13 protein-coding genes are annotated in these 23,236 nt (G+C 62.3%); 9 read left to right on the top strand and 4 right to left on the bottom strand.

The window, feature by feature from the left end; genetic code table 11:
* Window positions 1-78: 78 nt before the first annotated feature.
* Both AC5XE7_RS00850 and AC5XE7_RS00855 read left to right on the top strand, forming a co-directional pair.
* Window positions 79-1,227, top strand: coding sequence for a pyridoxal phosphate-dependent aminotransferase (locus AC5XE7_RS00850; RefSeq protein WP_495364529.1), 1,149 nt, complete (start codon window positions 79-81; stop codon window positions 1,225-1,227).
* A 12-nt stretch (window positions 1,228-1,239) separates the two neighbouring features.
* Window positions 1,240-2,166 carry a glutaminase gene (locus tag AC5XE7_RS00855; protein ID WP_495364528.1) on the top strand — a complete coding sequence of 309 codons (927 nt, stop codon included), beginning with the start codon at window positions 1,240-1,242 and terminating at the stop codon, window positions 2,164-2,166.
* 131 nt (window positions 2,167-2,297) lie between these two features.
* Here AC5XE7_RS00855 and AC5XE7_RS00860 read toward each other — a convergent pair whose 3' ends face one another.
* The gene (locus tag AC5XE7_RS00860) at window positions 2,298-5,474 is read right to left on the bottom strand and encodes an Rne/Rng family ribonuclease (RefSeq protein ID WP_495364527.1); all 3,177 of its coding nucleotides are present in this window, start codon (window positions 5,472-5,474) and stop codon (window positions 2,298-2,300) included.
* A gap of 615 nt (window positions 5,475-6,089) precedes the next feature.
* On the opposite strand from AC5XE7_RS00860, the gene AC5XE7_RS00865 reads away from it, so the two are divergent.
* The 4 genes from AC5XE7_RS00865 (at window position 6,090) to AC5XE7_RS00880 (ending at window position 12,053) form a co-directional block, all read left to right on the top strand.
* Complete coding sequence (locus AC5XE7_RS00865) at window positions 6,090-7,355, top strand: N-acetylmuramoyl-L-alanine amidase (protein ID WP_495364526.1); 1,266 nt, start codon at window positions 6,090-6,092, stop codon at window positions 7,353-7,355.
* A gap of 199 nt (window positions 7,356-7,554) precedes the next feature.
* Window positions 7,555-9,999 (top strand): penicillin-binding protein 1A, encoded by a 2,445-nt coding sequence (locus AC5XE7_RS00870; RefSeq protein ID WP_495364525.1) that lies wholly within the window; start codon window positions 7,555-7,557, stop codon window positions 9,997-9,999.
* Between the two features lie 133 nt (window positions 10,000-10,132).
* Window positions 10,133-11,264 (top strand): peptide chain release factor 2 gene (gene prfB, locus AC5XE7_RS00875; RefSeq protein WP_183830664.1). Its coding sequence is split into 2 segments (ribosomal slippage): window positions 10,133-10,198 and window positions 10,200-11,264, totalling 1,131 coding nucleotides; the frame shifts between segments, so codons are not numbered across the junction.
* Between the two features lie 138 nt (window positions 11,265-11,402).
* Window positions 11,403-12,053 (top strand): YiaD family glycine zipper/OmpA-like lipoprotein, encoded by a 651-nt coding sequence (locus AC5XE7_RS00880; protein WP_183830663.1) that lies wholly within the window; start codon window positions 11,403-11,405, stop codon window positions 12,051-12,053.
* 449 nt (window positions 12,054-12,502) lie between these two features.
* On the opposite strand, the gene AC5XE7_RS00885 is transcribed toward AC5XE7_RS00880, so the two are convergent.
* Window positions 12,503-18,982 (bottom strand): apolipoprotein A-IV repeat region-like domain-containing protein, encoded by a 6,480-nt coding sequence (locus AC5XE7_RS00885; protein ID WP_495364524.1) that lies wholly within the window; start codon window positions 18,980-18,982, stop codon window positions 12,503-12,505.
* A 399-nt stretch (window positions 18,983-19,381) separates the two neighbouring features.
* On the opposite strand from AC5XE7_RS00885, the gene AC5XE7_RS00890 reads away from it, so the two are divergent.
* Both AC5XE7_RS00890 and AC5XE7_RS00895 read left to right on the top strand, forming a co-directional pair.
* Complete coding sequence (locus tag AC5XE7_RS00890) at window positions 19,382-19,663, top strand: histidine kinase (protein WP_495364523.1); 282 nt, start codon at window positions 19,382-19,384, stop codon at window positions 19,661-19,663.
* Between the two features lie 86 nt (window positions 19,664-19,749).
* Window positions 19,750-20,070, top strand: a complete 321-nt coding sequence (locus AC5XE7_RS00895) for a 2Fe-2S iron-sulfur cluster-binding protein (protein ID WP_183830656.1) — start codon at window positions 19,750-19,752, stop codon at window positions 20,068-20,070.
* 27 nt (window positions 20,071-20,097) lie between these two features.
* Here AC5XE7_RS00895 and AC5XE7_RS00900 read toward each other — a convergent pair whose 3' ends face one another.
* Together AC5XE7_RS00900 and AC5XE7_RS00905 are read right to left on the bottom strand one after the other, a co-directional pair.
* Window positions 20,098-21,582 (bottom strand): MDR family MFS transporter, encoded by a 1,485-nt coding sequence (locus AC5XE7_RS00900; RefSeq protein ID WP_495364522.1) that lies wholly within the window; start codon window positions 21,580-21,582, stop codon window positions 20,098-20,100.
* Window positions 21,583-21,684: 102 nt separating this feature from the next.
* Window positions 21,685-22,455 carry a DUF922 domain-containing Zn-dependent protease gene (locus AC5XE7_RS00905; protein WP_495917596.1) on the bottom strand — a complete coding sequence of 257 codons (771 nt, stop codon included), beginning with the start codon at window positions 22,453-22,455 and terminating at the stop codon, window positions 21,685-21,687.
* Between AC5XE7_RS00905 and folP the strand changes: the two genes are divergently transcribed.
* Window positions 22,385-23,230, top strand: a complete 846-nt coding sequence (gene folP / locus AC5XE7_RS00910; protein ID WP_495364521.1) for a dihydropteroate synthase — start codon at window positions 22,385-22,387, stop codon at window positions 23,228-23,230. The genes AC5XE7_RS00905 and folP overlap by 71 nt on opposite strands.
* Window positions 23,231-23,236: the final 6 nt, after the last annotated feature.

The following is a 23,236-nucleotide window of genomic DNA, read 5'->3' on the forward strand; positions in this document are numbered from 1 at the left end:
GTGATCCCCACAGCAATAGGGCAATTGTGCGGCGCCTGCACTGTTTGAAGTGCGGGATTGGAACGAGGATTGGTGCAAATGGGTGTGTCGTCGTCACGTCGCGGAGATGTCGAGCCTTTCCATGCAATGGATGTGCTGGCCGGCGCAAACCGGCTCATCGCGCAGGGAATCGATGTCATATCGATGGCGGTCGGCCAGCCCAGCGACCCCGCACCGCTCACAGTCCGGCGCGCCGCTTCCGAGGCGCTGGAGCGCGGGCGGATCGGCTACACGGACGCGCTGGGGCTGATGAGCCTGCGCGAAGCCATCGCGCGCCATTATGCGGAGAACTACAAAGTCGAGGTTTCACCGGACCGTATCGCGGTAACGACCGGCTCTTCTGCCGCCTTCAATCTGGCGTTTCTTGCCATGTTCGATGCAGGCGATCGCGTTGCCATCGCGGCGCCCGGCTATCCGGCCTATCGCAACATCATGGCCGCGCTCGGCATCGAGGTGGTCGAGATCGAGCTGGACGGCGCGCCCTATCTCGATGCTGCGCATCTGCGTGCCGCCCACGCAGACAAGCCTCTGAAGGGTGTTCTCTTTGCAAGCCCGGCCAACCCGACGGGTTCGGTCATTTCGGAACCGGACCTTGCCGAACTGACAGCTGCCGCGCGTGAACTCGGCATCACCGTCATTTCCGATGAGATCTACCACCGGCTGACCTATGGCGCGCCGGACACCACGGCGCTTGCCTATGGCGACGACGTGACCGTCATCAACTCCTTCTCCAAATATTATTGCATGACCGGGTGGCGAATCGGCTGGATGGTGTTGCCGCAGGAGCTTGTGCGCCCGGTGGAGCGCATCGCGCAGAGCCTTTACATCTCCGCGCCGGAACTGTCGCAGGTCGCGGCCATAGAGGCCTTCTCGGCGACCGGGGAGCTGGAGGCAGTGAAGGCGCGCTATGCGCAGAACCGCGATTTGCTGATGCAGCGGCTGCCTGAGCTCGGCTTTCCGCTGGCCGCCCCGATGGACGGCGCCTTCTATGCCTATTGCGATGTCAGACGGCACACGAACGACAGCATGGAATTTGCCCGCCGGATGCTGGCAGAAGCCCATGTCGCGGCTACACCGGGGCGGGACTTCGACACGAGGCAGGGCCATCGCTACATGCGTTTTTCCTATGCCGGGAGCAACCGCGATATGGTGGAGGCTCTGGCCCGTCTTGAGCGCTGGCTGAAATAAGGGGAGGTGAGCGTGCCGGATCTGCAGGCTGTTCTCGATGAAATTACTGTTGAGATGCTGGCAAGGACGGATCGCGGCGCTGTTGCCGGCTATATTCCCCAACTGGCGAGGGTAGACCCCCGCAAATTCGGGATTGCCGTGGCACTTGTCGACGGCCGGGTGCTGACGGCGGGAGACGCGGGTGAAAGCTTTTCCATCCAGAGCGTCTCCAAGGTTTTCACGCTGACGCTGGCGCTCGGAAAGGTGGGCGACGCGATATGGCGCCGCGTCGGGCGCGAGCCTTCCGGCAATCCGTTCAATTCGATTGTCCAGCTTGAGCATGAGGCGGGCGTTCCGCGAAATCCCTTCATCAATGCCGGCGCCATCGTGGTGGCGGATATGCTTCTGGCGGGCCACCAGCCGCGCGAGGCGATCGGCGAAATCCTGCGCTTCGTTCAGTTCCTTGCCGATGATGACGGCATTGTCATCGATCATCAGGTGGCAGCCTCCGAGCGTGCCACGGGATTTCGCAATTTCGCGCTGGCGAACTACATGAAATCTTTCGACAATCTCCTTCATGAACCAGAGCTGGCTCTCGGCGTCTATTTTCACCATTGCGCGATTGCCATGAATTGCCGCCAGCTTGCGCTGGCCGGGCGCTTTCTGGCCGACAAGGGCAGGGCGGCCGGCGGGCATTCCGTCGTCTCGGCCGAAAGGGCGCGACGCATCAGCGCGTTGATGCTGACCTGCGGCCATTATGACGGTTCAGGCGATTTTGCCTTCCGGGTTGGCATTCCGGCCAAAAGCGGTGTCGGCGGCGGCATTCTGGGCGCGGTGCCGGGCGTCGGCTCCGTCGCAGTCTGGTCTCCGGGGCTCAATGCGCACGGCAACTCGCAACTGGGCACGCTGGCGCTGGAGAAACTGGCGCGGGCGATGAACTGGTCCGTGTTCGGAGCCTGATCTCCTCTTGCCTTGATCCGTACGAAAAAGCCCGGCTGCGAGAACAGCCGGGCTTTTTACAAATTTGTTTCCGGCGGAATTCGTTTTCCGCAAGCCTGCCCGAAGCCGCGATCGGCACCGGGCAGATTGGTTTAGAAGAAGCTCTTGCGCTGCCACCAGCCGGCACGCTTGGGCTTCTCCTCGGCCGGGGAAGCGGCCTGATCGGTTTCGGGCACCACCGAAGACACAACCGGAGCGGCAGGTGCTTCCGCCGTTGCGGCAGGCTTGCGGCGAGTGCGCGTCGGTTTGGCCGGCGCCTTTGCCTCGGCAGCAGCTTCCTGATCAGCCGCGCTATTGGACTGAGTATCCTGAGGCGCAGGTGCCGTTTCTTCCGCAGCGACGGAGGGAGGGGTCTCGGCTGCAGGCTCGGCTTTTGCCTCCTCAACGGGCGCAGAGGCTTGAGCGGGAGATTCCGCCGCAACTTCATCCGCCTTGGGCTTTTTGGCACGCGGCGCGCGGCGCGCACGCTTCGGCTTCTCAGCAGGCTCTGTGGCAACGGCTTCGGGCTCTGCCGCCGCAGCCTCAGGCTGCCCGGCAACCACAGCTTCATCCGCATCCGCCACGGCCTCGACGGTCTCCGCGACGACCGACACTTCGGCAGCAGCGGGAACCTCGGCCTCGGTGGCAGGCTGTTCAGCCGCTTCAGCTTCGTCGGCGGATGCCGTTGCGTCGCTGTCTTCTGCCGTTTCGTCCCCGGAAGCGACGATCTCGGCGCCATCTTCCTCGCCATTGCGGCTGCGACGGCCACCGCGCTTGCCGCGACGACGCTTTCTCGGCTGACTGTCCTCGGCCTTCACCGGGTCTGCATCATCGTCAGCGGCTGCATCGCCGTCTTCGGCCTCGCCGTCTTGGGCATCGCCTTCTGCGGCCTCAGTTACAGCGTCGGAACCGGCTCCATGGGCCTGCTCATCACCGTCACGATCCTTGCCACCCCGCCTGCGGCGGCGCTTGCGGCGCTTGCGGTCACGATGGTTGTCGGACTGGGTTTCCTCACCCTGAGCTGAGACTGCCTCTTCGGTATCCGCTTCGTCCTCATCTACAATGAGGTCGTCTTCAGGATCTTCTTCGGCGGCAAATCCGGTCTGGGTATGGATCTCGACGAAGCCTTCCGGCTTCTCGGCGACGGCACCACGGGTGATGACATAGTGCTGCGAAGCGGTGCTTTCGTCCGCCTCGATGGTGATCGTCACGCCAAAACGCTTTTCCAGATCGATCAGCGTGCTGCGCTTGTGATTGAGCACATAGAGTGCCGTTGCGGCAGGCGTGCGCACGGTGATGTGGTTGCGTGCATCCTTCAGCAGGAATTCCTCGATGGCCCTCACGACCATCAGCGCAACGGAAGAATCAGAGCGCACATGGCCGCTGCCACCGCAATGCGGGCACGGCTTCATGGTTGATTCCAGAACGCTGGCGCGGATGCGCTGGCGCGACATTTCCAGCAGGCCGAAATGCGAAATACGGCCGACCTGGATGCGGGCGCGATCGTTCTTGAGGCATTCCTTGAGCCGCTTTTCAACCGTCCGGTTGTTGCGGCTTTCCTCCATGTCGATGAAATCGATCACGATCAGACCGGCAAGGTCGCGCAGACGCAACTGGCGTGCCACTTCCTCGGCCGCTTCCAGATTGGTATGCAGCGCCGTTTCCTCGATGGAGTGCTCCTTGGTGGAGCGACCCGAGTTCACGTCGATGGCAACCAGAGCTTCGGTCTGGTTGATGATGAGATAGCCACCGCTCTTGAGCGTCACCTGCGGCTGCACCATGCGGTCGAGCTGGCCCTCGATGCCGGAGCGCACGAAGATCGGCGTGGTGTCGCGATAGGGCTGCACCACCTTGGCGTGGCTTGGCATCAGCATGCGCATGAAGTCCTTCGCCTCGCGATAGCCTTCCTCGCCGGCGACCAGAACTTCGTTGATATCCTTGTTGTAAAGATCACGCACCGAACGCTTGATGAGCGAACCCTCCTCGTAAACGAGGGCAGGGGCCGTCGACTGAAGCGTCAGATTGCGGACGTTTTCCCACATCCGCATCAGATATTCGTAATCGCGCTTGATCTCCGCCTTGGTGCGGCTTTCGCCGGCCGTGCGCAGAATGACGCCCATGCCTTCCGGAACCTCCAGATCGGTCATGATCTCCTTGAGGCGCTTGCGGTCCTGGGCATTGGTGATCTTGCGCGAAATGCCGCCGCCACGGGCGGTGTTCGGCATCAGCACCGAATAACGGCCGGCCAGCGACAGATAGGTGGTGAGGGCCGCGCCCTTGTTGCCACGCTCTTCCTTGACCACCTGCACCAGCAGGATCTGGCGGCGCTTGATGACTTCCTGAATCTTGTAGTGGCGGCGCAGCGGCTTGCGGCGGGTACGCGCTTCTTCAAGCGCATCTTCCGCACCGACCGACTCGACTTCGTTCTCATCGCCATTCGAGAAAGACACTTCCTCGATTATGCCGCGTCCGGCTTCTTCCTGTTCACCTTCGGAAGAAGCGTCGCTGTCGCCTTCGGCAGACGCGCTCTGTTCATCTTCCGACGAAACGCCCTGCTCGGGCGCGGGTTCGGAAATGACGTCCCCTTCGGAAGCGGCAGCCATGGAGCCGGGCTTGGTGCCGTCCGTCTCCGTTGTATCTTCCGGCTCGTCGTCGGAGGCTTCGACGGTCTCCGAAGCTTCAGACGTTTCAGCCTGATCCTGGGTGCCAGCTACCTTTTCGGCCTGCGGAGCATCTTCACTTTCGGGCTGATTTTCGTCAGCCGCGCTTTCCACAGGTTCAAAAGCATTCTCGGCGACGGCTACCGCGTCGTCCGATTCATCGTCATCGCTGGCGGTTGCGGCATCCTGCGACGCACCTTCAGCATGAACCGCCTCATCGCCATGGTCGCGGGCCTTGCTGCCGCGACGGCGATTGCGACGTGAGCGGTCGCGTTCCCGGTGCTCGCCACCCGAATTGCTTTCACCGCCTGAACTCTCTTCGTCGTGCTCGGCCTGTGCATCTTCGGCCTCAGCGGCCAGAAGCGCCTGACGGTCGGCGACAGGAATCTGATAGTAGTCCGGATGAATTTCAGAGAAAGCAAGGAAACCATGCCGGTTTCCGCCATATTCGACGAAAGCGGCCTGAAGCGAAGGTTCTACCCGCGTGACCCTGGCGAGATAGATATTTCCTTTGAGCTGCTTTTTGTCCTGTGATTCGAAATCAAATTCTTCAATACGGTTACCGCGAACGACAACGACGCGGGTCTCCTCCGGATGGGAGGCATCTATAAGCATTTTGTTGTTGGGCATTACTGCGTTTCCTCCCGGCAGCCACCCGTGCCGGCCAGCCGGGCCATGCCCGCCGCTGCCGTCTGAAAAGGTTGAGGGTGCCGGATAATTGTATGTCCGCGGCCTGTCGCCGAAGCGCGATGGCAAAGCCGCCCGCTGCCATGGTGGCGCGGTGTGATGCGGAACTTTCCATTTTGGCGCTTGAGGGCATTGTGAGCCACTGGACCTTTTGAACCAAAGCCCGGGAAACCGGACCAGCTTGTTTGCTCTTGATCAGAGCCGGCCGGGCAGACCCGAGCCGTTTTCATGAACGCAGACCACTCCCCGCCACGGGTTCATGCCTGCGAAAACCTTTTTTGTGACCAGCCGCGAACCGTATCTATCCCGCGAGGACGATGCCGGCCACTTTCCATGGCGGGCAGAATCGCAGGGGGACGGTTCCGAGATTGCGGTAGTCCACCGCTGCTTTTAAGATTTGGCGAGGTGGAACGCAACCCTGTTTTCGGATGCCGGCAAACACGCACTGCATCGCGTAATGTCGTGTTCGCAAAGGCTTGGTTAACCTTCTTTGGCTACGAACCGTTAATCGAATTGCGTCGTATCGGCGTTACGATCAACAACGGGCAAGCCGCCGCAATGGAAGCCACGCGACATTATATCGGGACGCATACCGAAAATCGCAAGTCGGCCGGCGCCGTTGGGCGTCTGCTTGCCGTTCTTGCTCTTATGGTTCTGCTTTGCGGATTGCAGGCGCTGATGCCTTCATCCGTGCTGGCCGGTGAGACCGTTACCGCCAGCGAATACAAAATGGCCGGCGACGCCACCAGGATGCGCATCGTGATGAATTTCGACGGCGAACCGGAGCCGCGCTGGTTCCTTTTGCGTGCGCCGCACAGGCTCGTCATCGATCTGCCGTCGACGAACATGAGAATCGCGACCTCCGATCTCAAGGCCAAGGGTTTGGTGGCAGGTGTGCGCTACGGCAGCACCGGGGATGGCAATTCCCGCCTGCTCATCTCCGGCAAAGGGCCGTTCATGGTGGACCGGCTCGATGTTCTGAAAAACGAGGACGGCAAGGGCTACCGCATCGCCATCGAGATTTCGGCGGCTTCAGACCGTGAGTTTGAGGCGGCACTGGCCGAGCAGGCGATGACCACGGCCTCGACAGTTGCCGGCGACAAGGGCGACCGCAGGTCGAACCATCCGCTCAAGCGCTTCACCGTGGTTCTGGATCCGGGGCATGGCGGCATCGACGGGGGAGCAGAGGGCGTCAGCGGTACGCAGGAAAAGGAAATCACGCTGGCGTTTGCCCGCGAACTGCAGGCGAAGCTTGCCAGCACGCGCAAATACGATGTCATCCTGACGCGCGACAGCGATGTGTTCCTGCGCCTGGATGACCGGGTGCGGATCGCGCGGCAAAATGAGGCCGACCTGTTCATTTCAATTCATGCCGATACGATCCGGCTCAAGGGCATTCGCGGCGCCACCGTCTATACCGTGTCCGACAAGGCTTCGGATGCCGAGGCGCAGGCGCTGGCGGAGCGCGAAAACTTGTCGGACCAGCTTGGCGGTGTCGAGGTGAAGGTGGACAGCCCGGAAGTGGCCGACATTCTGTTCGACCTGATCCGTCGCGAGACGCATTCCTTCTCGATGAGCTTTGCCAATACGCTTGTGGGAGAATTGTCCACAACGGTTGGACTGATCAATAATCCGCATCGTTTTGCCGGGTTCAGGGTTTTGCGCGCACCCGATGTGCCATCGGTGCTGGTGGAGCTTGGTTATCTGTCCAATCCGGAAGACGAGGCGCAGCTGATCAACCCCGAATGGCGGGACAAGGCCGCAAACAGCATCATCAATGCCATATCCGCCTTCGCTTCGGCCAAGGCCGCAGCCGGCGGGTGAGGGCCTCTGGACGGCAAAGGCAGCGTTGCAAGCGCACAACACAGTACGATATTGTGAGGGCCTTCGAGAATCGGGTTTGCCCGCTGCCGTAATTTACCCACATGAGGGCGACAATGGTTCCCGATCCTGGCACTTTTCGGGTTTTTGTGCGCGCTGATGCGTCGTACCGGAGGGCCATGAAGTCTCGAACGGAGCGGGCATGATTCGTCTATTGGGCTATTTTTTCGGCATCGGTACAGCGGTTGCCCTGCTTGTGGCAGCGGGCGTGGCTGTCTATGTCGGCAATCTTTCCAAGGATCTGCCCGACTATGAAGTGCTGGCCAGATATGAGCCGCCCGTAACGACGCGCATTCATGCTTCCGATGGTTCGCTGATGGCTGAATATGCGCATGAGCGCCGGCTGTATCTGCCGATCCAGGCCATACCGGATCGTGTGAAGGCTGCCTTCCTTTCGGCTGAAGACAAGAATTTCTACAATCATCCGGGTATCGACATTCAGGGCATCGGCCGCGCTGCGGTACGTTATGTATCCGGCGGCCCCATGCAGGGCGGCTCTACCATTACCCAGCAGGTCGCCAAGAACTTCCTTCTGACCAACGAGCAGACCCTTGACCGCAAGATCAAGGAAGCCGTGCTGTCGTTCCGTATCGAGGAAGCCTATTCCAAGGATCGCATCCTCGAACTCTACCTCAACGAAATCTTCTTCGGTCTCGGCGCCTATGGCATAGCGGGCGCGGCGCTCACCTATTTCGACAAGTCGGTGAACGAACTGACCACCGCAGATGCCGCCTATCTGGCGGCATTGCCCAAGGGCCCGGCCAACTACCATCCGTTCCGCCACACCGAGCGCGCCATCGAGCGCCGCAACTGGGTGATCGACCAGATGGTGGAGAACAATTACATCTCGCGGGAAGAGGCGGAAAAGGCCAAGGCCGAAGGGCTGGGCGTCAAGCCGCGGCGCGGCGGCACCTATCTGTTCGCCGGCGAATATTTCACCGAGGAAGTGCGCCGCGAGATCATTTCCCGCTATGGCCAGACGGCTCTCTATGAGGGCGGCCTGTCGGTGCGCACCACGCTCAACCCGGAAATGCAGCGCATCGCGCGCAAGGCCATGCAGACCGGCCTGATCAAATACGACACGCTGCGCGGCTATCGCGGCCCGGTGACGACCATCGACGTTTCCGGCGACTGGGGCGTGCCGCTGGGCGAGGTCAAGGGGCTGGACGATGTGCCGGAATGGACGCTCGCCGTCGTTCTGGAAAGCGGTGCTTCCGGGCTCCGCATCGGTCTGAAGCCGGCAAGGCAGGTTTCGGGTGAACTGGTCAAGGAACGCGTGGAAGGCACCGTTTCCAAGGAAGACATGTCGTTTGCCATGCGCCATGTCGTGGACGGCAAGACGCTGAAGGCGAACTCTCCCGCCGATGTGCTGAAGCCCGGCGACGTGGTGTTAGTGGAAAAGCAGGAAGGCGGCGAAAATGCCTATCGCCTGCGTCAGATGCCCGAGGTGAGCGGCGGCATGATCGCCATGGATCCGCATACCGGGCGCGTTCTGGCCATGGTCGGCGGCTTTTCCTACGCCCAGTCCGAATTCAACCGCGCCACCCAGGCGATGCGCCAGCCCGGATCATCGTTCAAGCCGATCGTCTACGCGGCAGCGCTGGACAATGGCTACACGCCGGCTTCGGTGATCATGGACGGCCCCATCACCATCCAGAGCGGCAACACGGTATGGACGCCGAAGAACTATGATGGCCGCGCCGCCGGCCCCTCGACGCTGCGGTCCGGCATCGAGCGTTCGCGCAACCTGATGACGGTTCGCCTCGCCAACGACATGGGCATGAAGCTGGTGGCCGAATATGCGGAGCGCTTCGGTGTCTACGACAAGCTGGCGCCTTATCTGCCGATGTCTCTCGGTTCGGGCGAAACGACCGTGATGCGCATGGTTTCTGCCTATGCGATCATGGCCAATGGCGGTCGCTCGATCAAACCTTCGCTCATCGACCGCATCCAGGATCGCTACGGTAAGACCGTTTTCCGGCACGACGATCGTGGTTGCGAGGGTTGCAATGCCAGCGACTGGCAGAACCAGCCGGAGCCTGAACTGATCGACAATGCGGAGCAGGTTCTCGATCCGATGACCGCCTACCAGATCACCTCGATGATGGTGGGTGTGGTGCAGCGGGGCACCGCCACCTCCGTGGCCGAGCTTGGCCGTCATATCGCCGGCAAGACCGGCACGACCAATGACGAAAAGGATGCCTGGTTCATCGGCTATACGCCCAATCTCGTGGTCGGCCTCTATCTGGGCTACGACAAGCCGAGGAGCCTCGGTCGCGGCACAACCGGCGGCGGCCTGTCCGCGCCGGTGTTCAAGGACTTCATGCGCGCCGCGCTCGAAGGCACGCCGAATGTCGATTTCAAGGTGCCGGATGGCATGAACCTCGTCTCCATCGACCGCAAGACCGGCATGCAGGCGACACCCGGCCAGCCGGGTACCATCATGGAGGCCTTCAAGCCCGGCACCGGCCCGGCCGACTCCTACTGGGTCATCGGCATGGGCGAGGATGGCTCCAACGGCTACGGCGAAGCACTTTCGCCACAAGCCAATCAGGCCATCCAGTCTGGCGGCGGCGGCCTTTACTGAGCCGGCTTTCGCGCTCTGACAATACAATGGGCAGGCCGTGCGCCTGCCCATTTCGCTTTACAGGGGCGGCCCCTCTGCCTATGTATCGCGCCCAGCAATCCGATCTGCATCAATAAGGGACCAGCGCCGAACCATGCGCGCCGAAACACAGAACATTGTCGACGAAATCAAGCAGGCCATAACCCTGCTGAGGAGGCATCTTTGACTGGGATCAGGCTCTTAAACGACTGGAGTATCTGAACGTTCTGGCGGAAGATTCCACGCTCTGGAACGATCCGCAGGAAGCCCAGAAGCTGATGCGCGAGCGCCAGACGCTTGATGACGGAATCAGCGCCGTCAAAAGCCTGACGCAGTCGCTGGCCGACAATCTCGAACTCATCGGGATGGGCGAGGAGGAGGGCGACGACAGCATCGTCACCGAGGCCGAGGACGCCCTGCGCGCGATGCGCGGCGAGGTGAAGGCCCGTCAGGTCGAGACCCTGCTGTCCGGCGAAGCCGATTCCAACGACACCTATCTGGAAATCCATGCAGGTGCCGGCGGCACCGAAAGCCAGGACTGGGCCTCCATGCTCCTGCGCATGTACACGCGCTGGGCGGAGCGCCGCAGGTTCAAGGTCGAGGTGCTCGAAGTCCATGATGGCGAAGAGGCGGGGATAAAGTCCGCCACGGTGCACATCAAGGGCCAGAACGCCTATGGCTGGCTGAAAACGGAATCGGGCGTGCACCGGCTTGTGCGCATTTCGCCCTATGACAGCAATGCACGCCGTCATACCTCGTTCGCCAGTGTCTGGGTCTATCCGGTCATCGACGATTCGATCGTCATCGAGATCCCGGAATCAGAGGTGCGCATCGACACATATCGCTCGTCCGGTTCGGGTGGACAGCACGTCAACACCACGGACTCGGCCGTGCGCATCACTCATATCCCTACCGGCATCGCCGTTGCCTGTCAGGCAGAGCGTTCGCAGCACAAGAACCGTGCAAAGGCGTGGGAAATGCTGCGCTCGCGCCTCTATGAGGAAGAGCTGAAGAAGCGCGAGGCGGCAGCCAACGCAACCGAATCGTCCAAAAGCGATATCGGCTGGGGCCATCAGATCCGCTCCTATGTGTTGCAGCCCTATCAGCTCGTGAAGGACCTGCGCACCGGCGTGGAATCGACCAGCCCGTCGAATGTTCTTGACGGCGATCTGGACGAATTCATGGAAGCTTCCCTGTCCCAGCGTATCGAAGGCGGATCGGGCGAAGTGGTTGCAGATCTGGAGTGATGGTCAAATGGCCGGGGAAAGCCCCGGCCTGAGCCCAAAAGGGCTACCAAGTTCCGCTTTTCGCCGTATTTTATGCTAGAACGGGCGGCAAGGGACCAAGGGCGCTTACTGCGTCGCAGCTTATGAGGGATAATCCTGATGAAGACCAGAACAGTGATCGCCATGATGGTTGCCGGCGCTCTGACGGCGGCATGCTCGACCGACCCCTATACCGGCCAGCAGAAGATTTCCAATACGGCCGGCGGCGCGGGCATCGGTGCTCTGGCCGGCGCGGCGCTCGGCACGCTTGCAGGTGGCGATGACCGTCGCAATGCTCTGATCGGTGCTGGTGTGGGTGCGCTCGCTGGCGGTCTGGTCGGCGCCAAGATGGATCAGAACGAAGCTGAGCTGCGCGCGCAGTTGCAGGGCACCGGCGTGAGCGTCACCCGTGTCGGCAACCAGATCATGCTCAACATGCCCTCCGACATCACCTTCGGTGTCGATCAGGACGCGGTGCGTGCCGACTTCTATCCGGTCCTGAATTCAGTGGCTCTGGTTCTGCGCAAGTACAACCAGACGCTGGTCGACGTGTATGGCCACACCGACTCCACCGGCAGCGATCAGCACAATTACGACCTGTCGCAGCGTCGTGCGCTCTCCGTCGCCAACTACCTCTCGGGGCAGGGCGTGGATCAGCGCAGGTTCGCCGTCAGCGGTTTCGGCAAGACCCGCCCGATCGCCAGCAACGGCACCGCCGACGGACGCGCGAAGAACCGCCGCGTGGAGATCCAGCTTTCGCCGCTCACCTGATCGCGGCCACTGCAGACGAACAAAAAAGGGCGGGATTTCCCGCCCTTTTTAATGTTTCTGCGCCGGGCATCCGGCGTTTCGAAAAAGCTGGGCCTCCACAATGGAATCCACACTGGAATAGGGGCCGGAGCAGCGGACGCTCTGATGAACGCAGCTCCGTTGCTCAGCTTGTTTTTCTTGCCCTCATGTGTGCGATATCAGACGATTCCGCCTGACTGCAAAATCTTTCCACACCTCTGCCTCCATTTCCTCTGCGTGACATTTATCTGCTGCCCGGAGGCGAGAGCCAGCTTCGCACAGATCTCTGATGTCGGTCGGACGGAGGTGCGTCGAAACGATCTTCATCGGACTCGGTTCGGCAGCATGGGTGATGTGGCAAGCCATCGGCGGTTTGGCGGGCACAAAAAAGGGCGGGAAAATCCCGCCCTTTTTGTGTCTGAACTATCGCCTTACCGAAGCCGGCCCGAGGCATGGGCTAGCATGGTGTAGACCTTGCCGGTATCGGAGGTGAGATAGGTCTGCGTCATGATGTTGTCGCGGTCTGTGCGGGCAACGTCCTTCAACAGCTTCTCGAAATCCTCGCAATAGCGATCGACGGCGGCGCGGAACTCGGCTTCCGCCTGATACTTGCGGCGAATGTCGTCGAAGGTCTGCTGGCCCTTGAGCGTGTAGAGGCGGCGCGTGAACACGTCGCGTTCGCCACGGCGATAGCGGTTCCACAGCTCGATCGATGCCTCGTGGTCGATGGCGCGCGCGATGTCGACCGACAGTGAGTTGAGCGACTCGACGACATGAAGCGGCGAACGCTCGGCCGGCTTTGCCGTGCGCGGCGCATCGGATGCCGCCGGCTTGGCGCCATCCTCACGCGAGGCGCCGCTCAGCAGATCGCGGACCCAGCCGCCCTGCTGTTGCGAGCGGTTTTCAGGTTCGCGCTGGCGCACGGTCGGTTCCGCCCGCGGCCGGGTATCCAGCCCGCCGCGCAACGCGGTATCGCCCAGAGGATTGGCGGCCGCCGGCGCCGGTGCTGCCGGCTGAACCGCGGTTTGCGCCTGGCGCGGCTGTTCGGCCGGGCGAGGGGCGGGCGCCGGTGCGGCAGGGCGCAGATTGGCCTCGGAAGCATCCGGGCCGCGGCCGGACTTGGCGACGATCGCGGACAGTTCCTTCAGCGCGTTGATCTGCTCGGAAACGGCGCGGCGGATGGCCGTCGTCGATTCCTTGGCCTCGGCCGGCATTTCCACGACGCCGCGCTTGAGTTCGGCACGGGTCAGGTCCAGCTCGCCCTTGATGGCGGCAGCCGTGCGGCGCATGTCCTCGGTTGCGTCGGCGAAGCGCTTGGTGGCGGTCTCCACCACGTCGCCGATGGACGAACGGATCTTGTCCGCCGATTCCAGCGTACGGTTCTCTGCCGTCTGCAGGGTGCGGCCGACCAACGACTCGAAGGACTTCATCACCTTTTCGAGGTCTTCCGACTTCTTCACCAGTCCGACGGCAAGGTCGTCCAGCGAGGACTGGCGCTCCAGCGTGTGCTCCAGATTGCTCTGGGCGGAGCTCAGCAGCTCCGACGCACTGGAGAGAAGACGGCTGTGCTCGTCGAATTTGGTGGCGATGGAAGCCACCTCGCGCAGCGTGTTGGACGAGAGCTCGGTGAGGCGCGATGCGTTGGAATCCACCAGCCGGGCCGAGCTTGCAAAGGTCTGCGCGGCCTTTTCCGTGGTCGCGGCGAAGCTTTGCGTGCTGCCGGCCAGCCGCTCGTCGATCTCGCCAAGATTGGCTGCGGCGTTCTCGATGAGCTGGCCGAGTCCCTGGCTCGACGCGCCGAGGCGGCCGATCAGGTCGTTGATGCTCTCGGCGAGGGTAGCCCGGGCGTTTTCCACGGCCGAGAGGGTTTCCGCCGTGCGGTTGGCGAGCGCGCCGGCGAGGCGGGCATTTTCATGCCGCAGCTTTTCGGTGGCACGCTCGGTGGCTTCTTCCATGCTCTTCTGGAGCTCGGAACCGCCTTCGGCGAAACGCTCGACCAGAGGACGCGCGGTCTCGTCGAGGATGCGGGTCATTTCGGCCGAACGGGCAGCCAGCATCTCGTTGAGTTCGCGGGTGTTGGTGCCGATCGTCTTCGCAGCTTCGTTGGTGCTCTGGCCGATATGCTGGCCAACGGCAGTGAAGGTCTCTGCGATGGCATCGGCACGGGCAACCAGCTGGCTTTCGGCGCGGGCAACCTGCTCGCCAAGCTTCTCGCCCATGGTTTCGGCCGAGCGGGCGAGGCGGTTCTCGACGCTGGCGACTTCCTCGCCAATGCGGCTGGCAACCGTTGCTGCACCGGCGGCAAGGCGCTCGTCGGCTCCGGCAAGTGCTGCCTCGATGGAGCGCGCCTGATCGGACAGCGCCCTGCTGGTCTCGGCAGCGCGGGCGGCCACCTGACGTTCCGTCTCGGCAAAGGCACCGACAATGCTGTCCGCATGCTGGCCGATCGTCGAGGCGGTGTAGGCGATGCGCGACACCATGCGGTTGTCGGCTTCGTCGAACACGCGGGCAATCTCGCCTGCACGTTCGCCGAGAACTTCGGACCCCTCGGCAATACGCTGGGTGAGCTTCTGGTCGACGGCTTCGAAGACACGGCCCACTTCCGCGGCACGACCGACGAGGGCCTGCGAGCCCTCGGCAATGCGCTGCGTGAGTTTCTGGTCGGCCGCGTCGAACACGCCACCGATCTCGGCGGCACGACCGGCGAGGGTCTCAGAACCTTCGGCGATGCGCTGGGTAATCTTCTGGTCGACGTCCTCGAAGACGCGACCCACTTCCGCAGCGCGGCCGACGAGGGTTTGCGAGCCTTCGGCGATACGCCGGGTCAGCGTATCATCGGCAGCGTCGAAGATGCGGCCCATTTCGGCGGCGCGGCCGCCAAGGGCTTCCGAGCCCTCCGCGATGCGAGCCATGAGCTGCTGATCGGCGGCATCGAAGATGCGGCCGAGATCTGCCGCGCGTGCAGCCAGCGCCTCGGCGGATTCGCCGATGCGGGCGCCAAGGCGGTTATCCGCATCCTCGAAGTTGCGCAGGATGTCGCCTGCGCGAGCCGCCAGCGACTGCGCCGTTTCCATGGCGCGCTGGGCAAGGCGCTGATCCGCGACCTCGAAGCTCTCGACGATGTTGCCTGCGCGAGCCGCCAGCGTGTCGGCGGTTTCCTCGGCGCGTGCGACGAGCATCGAAGAGGTGTCTTCCGCCCTCGCAGCAAGCCTGTTTTCCGCTTCCTCGAAGGTTCGGGAAATGTCGTGAGCACGGGCCAGCAGCGCGGCGGAGGTCTGCTCGGCGCGCTCCACGATCTTGCGGTCGGCATCGCTGAGGGCAAGTCCGGCCTGCTCGTTGAGGGCTGCCGTGACTTCCAGAACCTTGTCACGCAGGGCACTGGCGACAGACACCGCGCTCTGTTCAAGCGTGCCCCGAATATTGTCGACACCGATCGACAGGGCGCGCTCCATGGTGCTGGTGCGCTCCTCGATCACGCCGGTCTGACGCTCGAATGCATTTTCGATGCGGGCGATGTCGCCGGTGATCGAATCGGAAATCCGCGTGCTGGTCGAGGCGATGCGTTCGATGTGATCGGTGACGGCAACGTCGATCTCCTGACGGGCTTCCGCAAGCTTGCCGACCTGTCCGGCAACAGCTTCCTCGATCTGGCCGCGGCTGTTGAAGATCTTCTCCAGATCGGCTTCGAGGGCACGCTGCAGGATGGTCCGGCCTTCGGCCAGCTTCTCGACCTGACCCGCAACAAGCCCGTCGATTCCTGCGCGGCTTTCAGCCAGCTTCGCCAGATCGTCTTCAAGCACGCGGGAGAGGGCGCCACGGTCCTGTGCGAGGCGCTCGGCATGCTGGTCGATGAGCGCGTTGACGCGGGCGAGGTCCTCGTCCAGCGCCTGAGACAGCCTGGCGCGATCGCTAGCGAGCTTTTCGGCCTGCGCGGCGATCGCCTGCTGTACGGTGCCGAGATCGCTTTGCAGGGCGCGCGTCAGAATATCGCGGCCTTCCGCCAGCTTCTCGACCTGGCCGGTGACCAACCCGTCGATGCCGGCGCGGCTATCGGCCAGTTTTGCAAGATCCGCTTCAAGGGCGCGCTTGAGGATGTCGCGGCCCTCTGCCAGCTTCTCCACCTGCGCGGCAACGAGACCGTCGATGCTGGAGCGGCTTTCGGCGAGCTTTGCGAGGTCGTCTTCGAGCGCCTTTGCAAGTGCGGCGCGCTCCTGAACCAGACGGTCGGCATGGGCGCCGACGAGGCTGTTGACGTTGCGAAGATCATCTTCCAGCGACTGCGAGAAGCGCTCGCGCTCGCCGGTGATCTGCTGGGACTGTTCGGCAATCACGCCGCGGATGGTGTCGAGGTCGCGCTCCAGTGCGGAGGTGAGAACGTCACGGCCTTCAGTGAGCTTCGCGACCTGACCGCTGACAAGCCCGTCAATATCCGCACGGCTCTCCGCCAGTCTGGCAAGATCAGCCTCAAGAGCCTGCGACAGCACGCTGCGGTCGCTGGCGATCTTGTCGGCATGTTCGGAAATGAGACCGTTGATGTTGGTGAGATCCGCTTCGAGGGCGCGGCGCAGAATGTCACGGCCCTCCGCCAGCTTCTCGACCTGACCGGCGACGAGGCCATCAAGACCGGAGCGGCTTTCTTCCAGCTTCGCAAGGTCGGATTCCAGAACCTGCGAAAGGAGATTGCGGTCGCCAGCAAGCTTCTCCGAATGGTCCGCGATCATGCGGTTGATGTTGGCGAGATCGGCCTCCATGGCGCGGCGCAGGACGTCGCGGCCTTCCGCCAGCTTCTCCACCTGACCGGCAACCAGCCCGTCGATGCTGGAGCGGCTGTCCGCCAGCTTGGTGAGGTCGGCTTCCAGAGCGCGGGTGAGAATGTTGCGCCCCTCGGCCAGCTTGCTGACATGGCTGGAGACCATTTCATCAATGTCTGCACGCACCTGCACCAGCTTCTGGGAGTCTTCGTGCAGCGAATCCGCCAGCCGCTTGCGGCCAATGTCGAGGGCTTCCAGATGGGAGCCCAGCGATGCATCGATGGCAGAGCGGGATTCGTTGACCTTGCGCAGGTCTTCTTCCAGCGCGCGCGAGATGAGGTTGCGGCCTTCGGCCAGCTTTTCGATCTGCCCGGAGACGACGCTGTCGATTTCGGCGCGACCCTCGGCGAATTTGGCCAGATCCTCATGCAGGGCGGCAGCCATGCGCTCTCGGCTTTCCGCCATTTCCACGCTGTGCTGGCGCACGGCGTCGTCAATGCCGGCGCGCGCTTCGGCCAGACGCTCGATATCGGCGTCGAAGGCGCTGGAAACGGTATCGCGCGCGGATTCGAGCCGTCCCGCGAAATCGCCGGCGCGGGCTTCGAGCATGGTGGAGGTGGAGGAGATGAGATCCGCCATATCGGCGCCGATGCGGTCGCGGCCTTCCTCGATGAGGGTCGACAGCGAATCCCTGCCGGACGTGAAGGCCTGTGCGATGTCGCGGGTGCGGTCGGCAAGCGTCTCGTTGATCTGGCGCGCGCGTGCTTCGAGCGCGGCGTTCAGCTTCTGGGTGCCGGTGTCCAGCGCCTCGGCACGTGTTTCGAACTCGCTGATCAGCGCCTGACCGCGCTCGGCCAGCGTACGCTCGATGCCCGAAAGGCTGGCCTCGAACTCGGAGGTGAGGTTGCGCGCGGCGCCGCCCAGCAGGGAAACCATGCCGGAGGTGCGATCGTCGAGCAGCTCTGTGAGGGAGCGGGTCAGACCGTCGGCGCTGTCAGTGAGCTTGGCGATACGCGTATCGAGAAGGCTCGCGAAAGCCTCGCCGGAGGTGGAGAGGCGGTCGGTGATGGAATCGAGACGGCTCTCGACGGATTCGAAGATCGATGACGAGCTTTCGTTGATCCGGTCGATAAGGGCGTCGCCCGAATTGGTGATGGTCATCGACAGCTGGGTCGATGCGCCCATGATGCTTTCGCGAATGGCGTCACCGGCCGTGTTGATCTCTTCGCGCAACGTTTCATGCGCGCCGGCGATGGAAGCGCGGACGCGCTCGGCGTGGCCAACGACAGCCTCGCGTTCACTGCCAAGCCCATCCACCAGCGAGCGGATGCGTGCCTCGTTCTCGGAATAGGAGCGTTCGATCTGGTTGACTTCGCTGTGAACCAGCGTTTCCAGTTCGACGGCGCGGGCCAGCGTGCGCTCGATGCCTTCGCCCATGGCCGCGACTTCGCGGCGTACGGCCTGGCCAAGGGTCATGACACGGTCCTGAGCCATGGTTTCCGGCTCGGCCAGACGGAAGGCCATCTCGGTCATGGACTGTGCGGCAAGGCGCATTTCCTGAGCGCGACGGACCATCGCTGCGAAAGCCCAGAACATGATGATCGGCAAAATGGTGGCAACCACCAGACCCATCAGTTGCGGACGGGCAATGAATTGGTCGAAGCTGCGGACCTGCCACACGTCGGGGCCAAGCGTAAGATTGGCGATCGCGGCAGCGCCTGCAATCCATGCCAGAGACAGGAAGGCAACCACCCAGTAGATGGTGTTGGGCGTGCGGCGGTTCAGGCTGTGCAGGAGAGACTTGTAGTCTTTCTGACGATCATCATTGGCGGGAGCAAAGCCTGCCGGCTGTGCAGGCTGCGGGTCTACAGGGCGAAGATCAGCCGTTTCAGGCTGTGGCTGAATAGCCGGAGATGGCTGCGAAACAGGAGCCTGCGCCTTCGGTGGCGCCTGCACCTGCTGCGTCTGCGCTGACTGGCTGGCGCGCGCCAGCTCGTCCGCAGCTTCCGCAATCTGCGCTTCGAGGTCTTCCATCGAGGCTGCAATGTCGAGGTCGCCGAGATCGCCCACGTCAAGATTCAGATCAAGATCGAGGGCTTTTTCGAGCTCCTGGGCAACTTCCTTGTCGATGGACTTTGCCGTCGTGGTTTTCTTCGCCATGCCTTCGCTACCCTGTACTAGCTGCGTGGAGCGTCTTGTTCTGGTCTTTTACGCCCTGCCGAGAGGCCACATATGGAAGCCTCGTATCGTAATGACACAGGGGGGTAAATAAAACATGCATTCGCGCCAATACGTAAAACTTTAAATATAAGGTTAACGGCGCTGTGATGGGAAAACCCCGTAAATCCGCTATTTTCGCGTGCGCCGGGGCTCCATTCCTTAACCCGCCATCCACCGGTTTCTGTGATCTTCGGCTGCGGCGCGATCATGCTGTTCGGTGCAGGGGGATATGGGCCGATGAATGAAGGCGGACATGTGACCACTTCGGGACAGGCTTTGGAAAACTGTGGGAAACCCGCTGAGCCGCCCATCGATCTTGCCCATTTGGATCGCCAGACAATGGGAGATGCCGCACTTCAGGCCGAGGTTCTGGGGCTGCTCGACGACCAGCTCACGACGGTTCTGTCCACCATTGGCGATGCGTCCCCTGAAGAGCGGGCGGCGCTGGCTCATGGCCTGAAAGGAGCGGCTCGCGGGGTTGGAGCATTCGCGCTGGCCGAAGGAGCGGATGCGGTCGAGAAGGCTCCTGACCTCTATGACAATCTGCGGCGTCTGGATGAACTGGCACAGGCCGTTCTGACGTTCATCGCCCGGCGGCGCAATGGCATGCACAACGGCTGAACCCTGTGGCGGGGCGCTGCTGCGCCGCAGTTGACTTGGACCACGGAGTGATTATCTCCGCGGAGACTTCCCCCTCAGGTGACCAGATGACCAAGCTGACATTCATCGCCCATGACGGCACCCGCTTCGATGTCGAGGCCGAGAACGGTGCGACCGTAATGGAAAGCGCCATCCGCAATTCCATTCCCGGTATCGAAGCGGAGTGCGGCGGCGCCTGTGCCTGCGCGACCTGCCACGTTTATGTGGACGAGGCGTGGACCGATGTCGTGGGCGAACCGGAAGCCATGGAAGAGGACATGCTCGACTTCGCCTATGATGTGCGCCCGAACTCGCGTCTCTCCTGCCAGATCAGAATCCGGGAAGAGCTTGACGGCCTGATCGTGTCGATTCCCGAACGGCAGGGATGACAGATCTCGCCGGAATCCAAATCCGGCTCACTCCGGCATGATGGGCGTTTCCGTCGGCACGGATCCGCGCAGCGCTTTCTGCGGCATGAAGGCGTAGACGATCAGAGCCGCGAGCAGCATGGCAGCCGCCGCCAGGAAGATGATCGAGAATGATCCGTGCGGGCCGCTTGCTGCCGTGGTGGCCACGCCTTCGCCCGCCAGCGGCAGGTTGTTGCCGAGCGCGATCGCGCCAATTGCCGCGACGCCGATGGCGCCGCCAAGAGAGCGCAGGAAGGTGAGCAGGCCTGTCGCCACGCCAAGATCCTTCCTTTCAACCGCGTTCTGTACCGAAATCGTCGAGACCGGGAAAATCGTGCCAATGCCGGCACCGATAATCGCGGTCGCAATTTCGATCTCCAGAAGATGTGCAGTGTCTGCGATGTAAGCGAGAACGCCGAGGCCCAAGATCGAGGCGCTTATGCCGAAAAACGCAATTCTCTTGTAGTTCACGACGCGGGGAACCAGCCGTCCGCTGGTTCCGGCACCGACAACTGTTCCAAGAAGCAGCCCCAGCATGGCAAGCCCCGTGTCGCCGGGCGACATGCCAAGCGTGGCCTGCATGTAGACGGGCAGATAGACGGCAAGCCCGATGCTGCCTCCCTGAAGCAGAAACATGGTGAATGTGCCGGTCAGCACGATCCGGTTGCTCAGAACCTCCAGTGAGACCAGAGGCTCTTCCGCCATGCGCAGTCTCAGGCAGAACAGCAGCCAGAAGACCGCTGATCCCGCCAGCAGCCCGATGATCTGCGGATCACTCCATGCATAGCGGTTACCGCCCCAGTTGACGGCGAGAAGCAGCATGAAGGTTGCGATCACCATCAAAATGGCGCCCCAGCCATCCACTTTATGGCTTGTGCCGGCGATAGCGAGTTTTCTCAGCGGCTTGTTGATGACCGCAACGGCGAGCAGACCGAGCGGCAAATTGATCCAGAAGATGAGCGACCAGTGCAGATGTTCTGCAAAAGCGCCGCCGAGCAGGGGGCCGGCGATGCTGGCGACCGCCCACGTCCCGGAAATCCACGCCGCATAGCGCGCCCGTTCCAGCGGCGGAACGAGGTCGCCGATCACCGTCTGCGTCAGGGCAAACAAGCCGCCGCCGCCAAGGCCCTGCACGGCACGCCCCGCAATCAGCACCAGCATGTTGGGAGCCAGGGCGCACATGACCGAGCCGGCAAGGAAAATGAATATAGCGGCGAACATGATCGCGCGGCGTCCGTAGATGTCGGACAATTTGCCGTAAAGCGGTGAAACCGCCGTCGCCGTGAGCAGATATGCGGTCACGATCCATGACAGATATTCTGCATGGCCCAGCGAGCTTGCGATCGTCGGCAAAGCCGGAGCAACGATCGTCTGATCGAGTGCCGCCAGCAGCATGGAAAGCAGGGAGCCGGCGATAATGACGTTCTTTTCACGGTCGCTGAGCGAAAAATCCGGGACGGCCCGTTTTGGCTGGGCGCTGATCGGTTGATCCATTCTTGTTCTTCTTTGAAAATGCGGCCCGTATTGCCGATAAATGTCAGATCATATCCAAATGCATAAGGTATGTCGCAGCAGATTGCGAACCAGTGCCGGCTTTTAGCGCTTCTTCGCGGCTTTCTCCGCCCTCTCGATGCGGTAACTCAGAAGACGCAGCAAACGGCTTTCAAAATTGATGGTCTCGACACGGTCGAATTCGAACTGGGCCCGGTCGTGTCGCGCGAGGGTTTTGGAGGTTATCTCCCTGGCTTTTGCCGCCGCGGCATCGCAATCTTTGAAACGGGCCGGCTTTTTCAGGGCCTGTTCCAGTTCTCGCGCATGGGTTTTCGCGATCTCGACATGGCGGTCCTCGTGACGCTTGATGTCGGCGAAAAGCGTGTTCCAGAAAAGCCGGTCCTCGGCATCTACGCGGCCGCGCGGTTTCCATCTGGGCAGGATGACACGCGCCTTCACCACCGTATCGGCCGAAACGATGCGGCAATAACGCCCGTCATTGGCATATCCGATTTTCGTGGTGAAATTCATTCGGGTCGCACCCGGATGCCGCAGGCCGGTGGATTTGACATGCGGGCCCCGGTTCGACAGGTCTTTTTCGATCTGCTCGAAAGTCGTGCCGCGGATGTTGAAATAGCTGTAGCTCTTCGCAACCGTTTCGGCGGCGGCGGGGACCGCTGCGCTGGCTGCAATGATCAGGGAAAGGAAAATTTTCTTCATCATGTTGTCTCGCGCTGCACCTTGCGTTACGGCGGCATTCGGCGCAACGGAAAAACAGTCAATCGCCACGGGCTGAACTGAAACTATGATGAGACGATGGCAACTGGCGCATGGACGCCATATCGATCTCGGTCCGCGTGCCGTGGTCATGGGCATCCTGAACGTGACGCCCAACAGCTTTTCCGATGGTGGCAGCTATCGTTCGCTTGACGATGCGGTGGGGCGCGCCCGGCTCATGATGGAGCAGGGGGCGGCGATCATTGATGTCGGTGGCGAATCGACCGGCCCGGCAGCCGCACCCGTCACGGCGAAGGAAGAACAGGCCCGCGCCCTGCCGGTGATCGAGGCGCTGGCGTCGCTCGACGGGGCGATCATCTCCGTGGACACCTACAGGGAAGAAACGGCACGGCTGGCGGTGGCGGCGGGCGCTCATATCGTCAACGATGTCTGGGGCCTGCAGCGCGAGCCCGGCATAGCCAATGTGGCGGCGCAAACCGGGGCAGGGCTTGTCATCATGCATACGGGGCGCGAACGGGAAAAGCTTGCCGACCCGGTTGCAGACCAGTTCCTGTTCCTGCGCAGATCTCTGGAGATCGCGCGGGCGGCTGGCATCGGCGAAGAGCATATCGTGCTCGATCCCGGTTTCGGCTTCGCCAAGGAAACGCCGGAAGACAATATCGACCTGATGGCCCGGTTCGGGGAACTGCTTGAGCTGGGCTTCCCGCTGATGGCCGGAACCTCGCGCAAGCGTTTTCTCGGAGCCGTGACCGGACGCGAAGCGCCGGACCGCGATGCGGCGACCGCCGCCACCAGCATCATTCTGCGCTTGCGGGGCGCCGATCTTTTTCGCGTCCACGATGTCGCAATCAATGCGGATGCGCTGGCAGTCACGGATGCTATGCTGGCCCGTGAAGCTTACCTTTCCTCATAGTCCGGA

The sequence above is a fragment of the Aquamicrobium sp. YD-1-mutant5 genome, from assembly GCF_059509755.1.

Bases quoted from the DNA above. Each gene is read 5' to 3' on its own strand.
- AC5XE7_RS00850 (WP_495364529.1), top strand. From the start codon at position 79: ATGGGTGTGTCGTCGTCACGTCGCGGAGATGTCGAGCCTTTCCATGCA.
- AC5XE7_RS00860 (WP_495364527.1), bottom strand. From the start codon at position 5,474: ATGCCCAACAACAAAATGCTTATAGATGCCTCCCATCCGGAGGAGACC.
- AC5XE7_RS00865 (WP_495364526.1), top strand. From the start codon at position 6,090: ATGGAAGCCACGCGACATTATATCGGGACGCATACCGAAAATCGCAAG.
- AC5XE7_RS00870 (WP_495364525.1), top strand. From the start codon at position 7,555: ATGATTCGTCTATTGGGCTATTTTTTCGGCATCGGTACAGCGGTTGCC.
- AC5XE7_RS00880 (WP_183830663.1), top strand. From the start codon at position 11,403: ATGAAGACCAGAACAGTGATCGCCATGATGGTTGCCGGCGCTCTGACG.
- AC5XE7_RS00885 (WP_495364524.1), bottom strand. From the start codon at position 18,982: ATGGCGAAGAAAACCACGACGGCAAAGTCCATCGACAAGGAAGTTGCC.
- AC5XE7_RS00890 (WP_495364523.1), top strand. From the start codon at position 19,382: ATGGGAGATGCCGCACTTCAGGCCGAGGTTCTGGGGCTGCTCGACGAC.
- AC5XE7_RS00895 (WP_183830656.1), top strand. From the start codon at position 19,750: ATGACCAAGCTGACATTCATCGCCCATGACGGCACCCGCTTCGATGTC.
- AC5XE7_RS00900 (WP_495364522.1), bottom strand. From the start codon at position 21,582: ATGGATCAACCGATCAGCGCCCAGCCAAAACGGGCCGTCCCGGATTTT.
- folP (WP_495364521.1), top strand. From the start codon at position 22,385: ATGATGAGACGATGGCAACTGGCGCATGGACGCCATATCGATCTCGGT.
- AC5XE7_RS00905 (WP_495917596.1), bottom strand. From the start codon at position 22,455: ATGCCCATGACCACGGCACGCGGACCGAGATCGATATGGCGTCCATGC.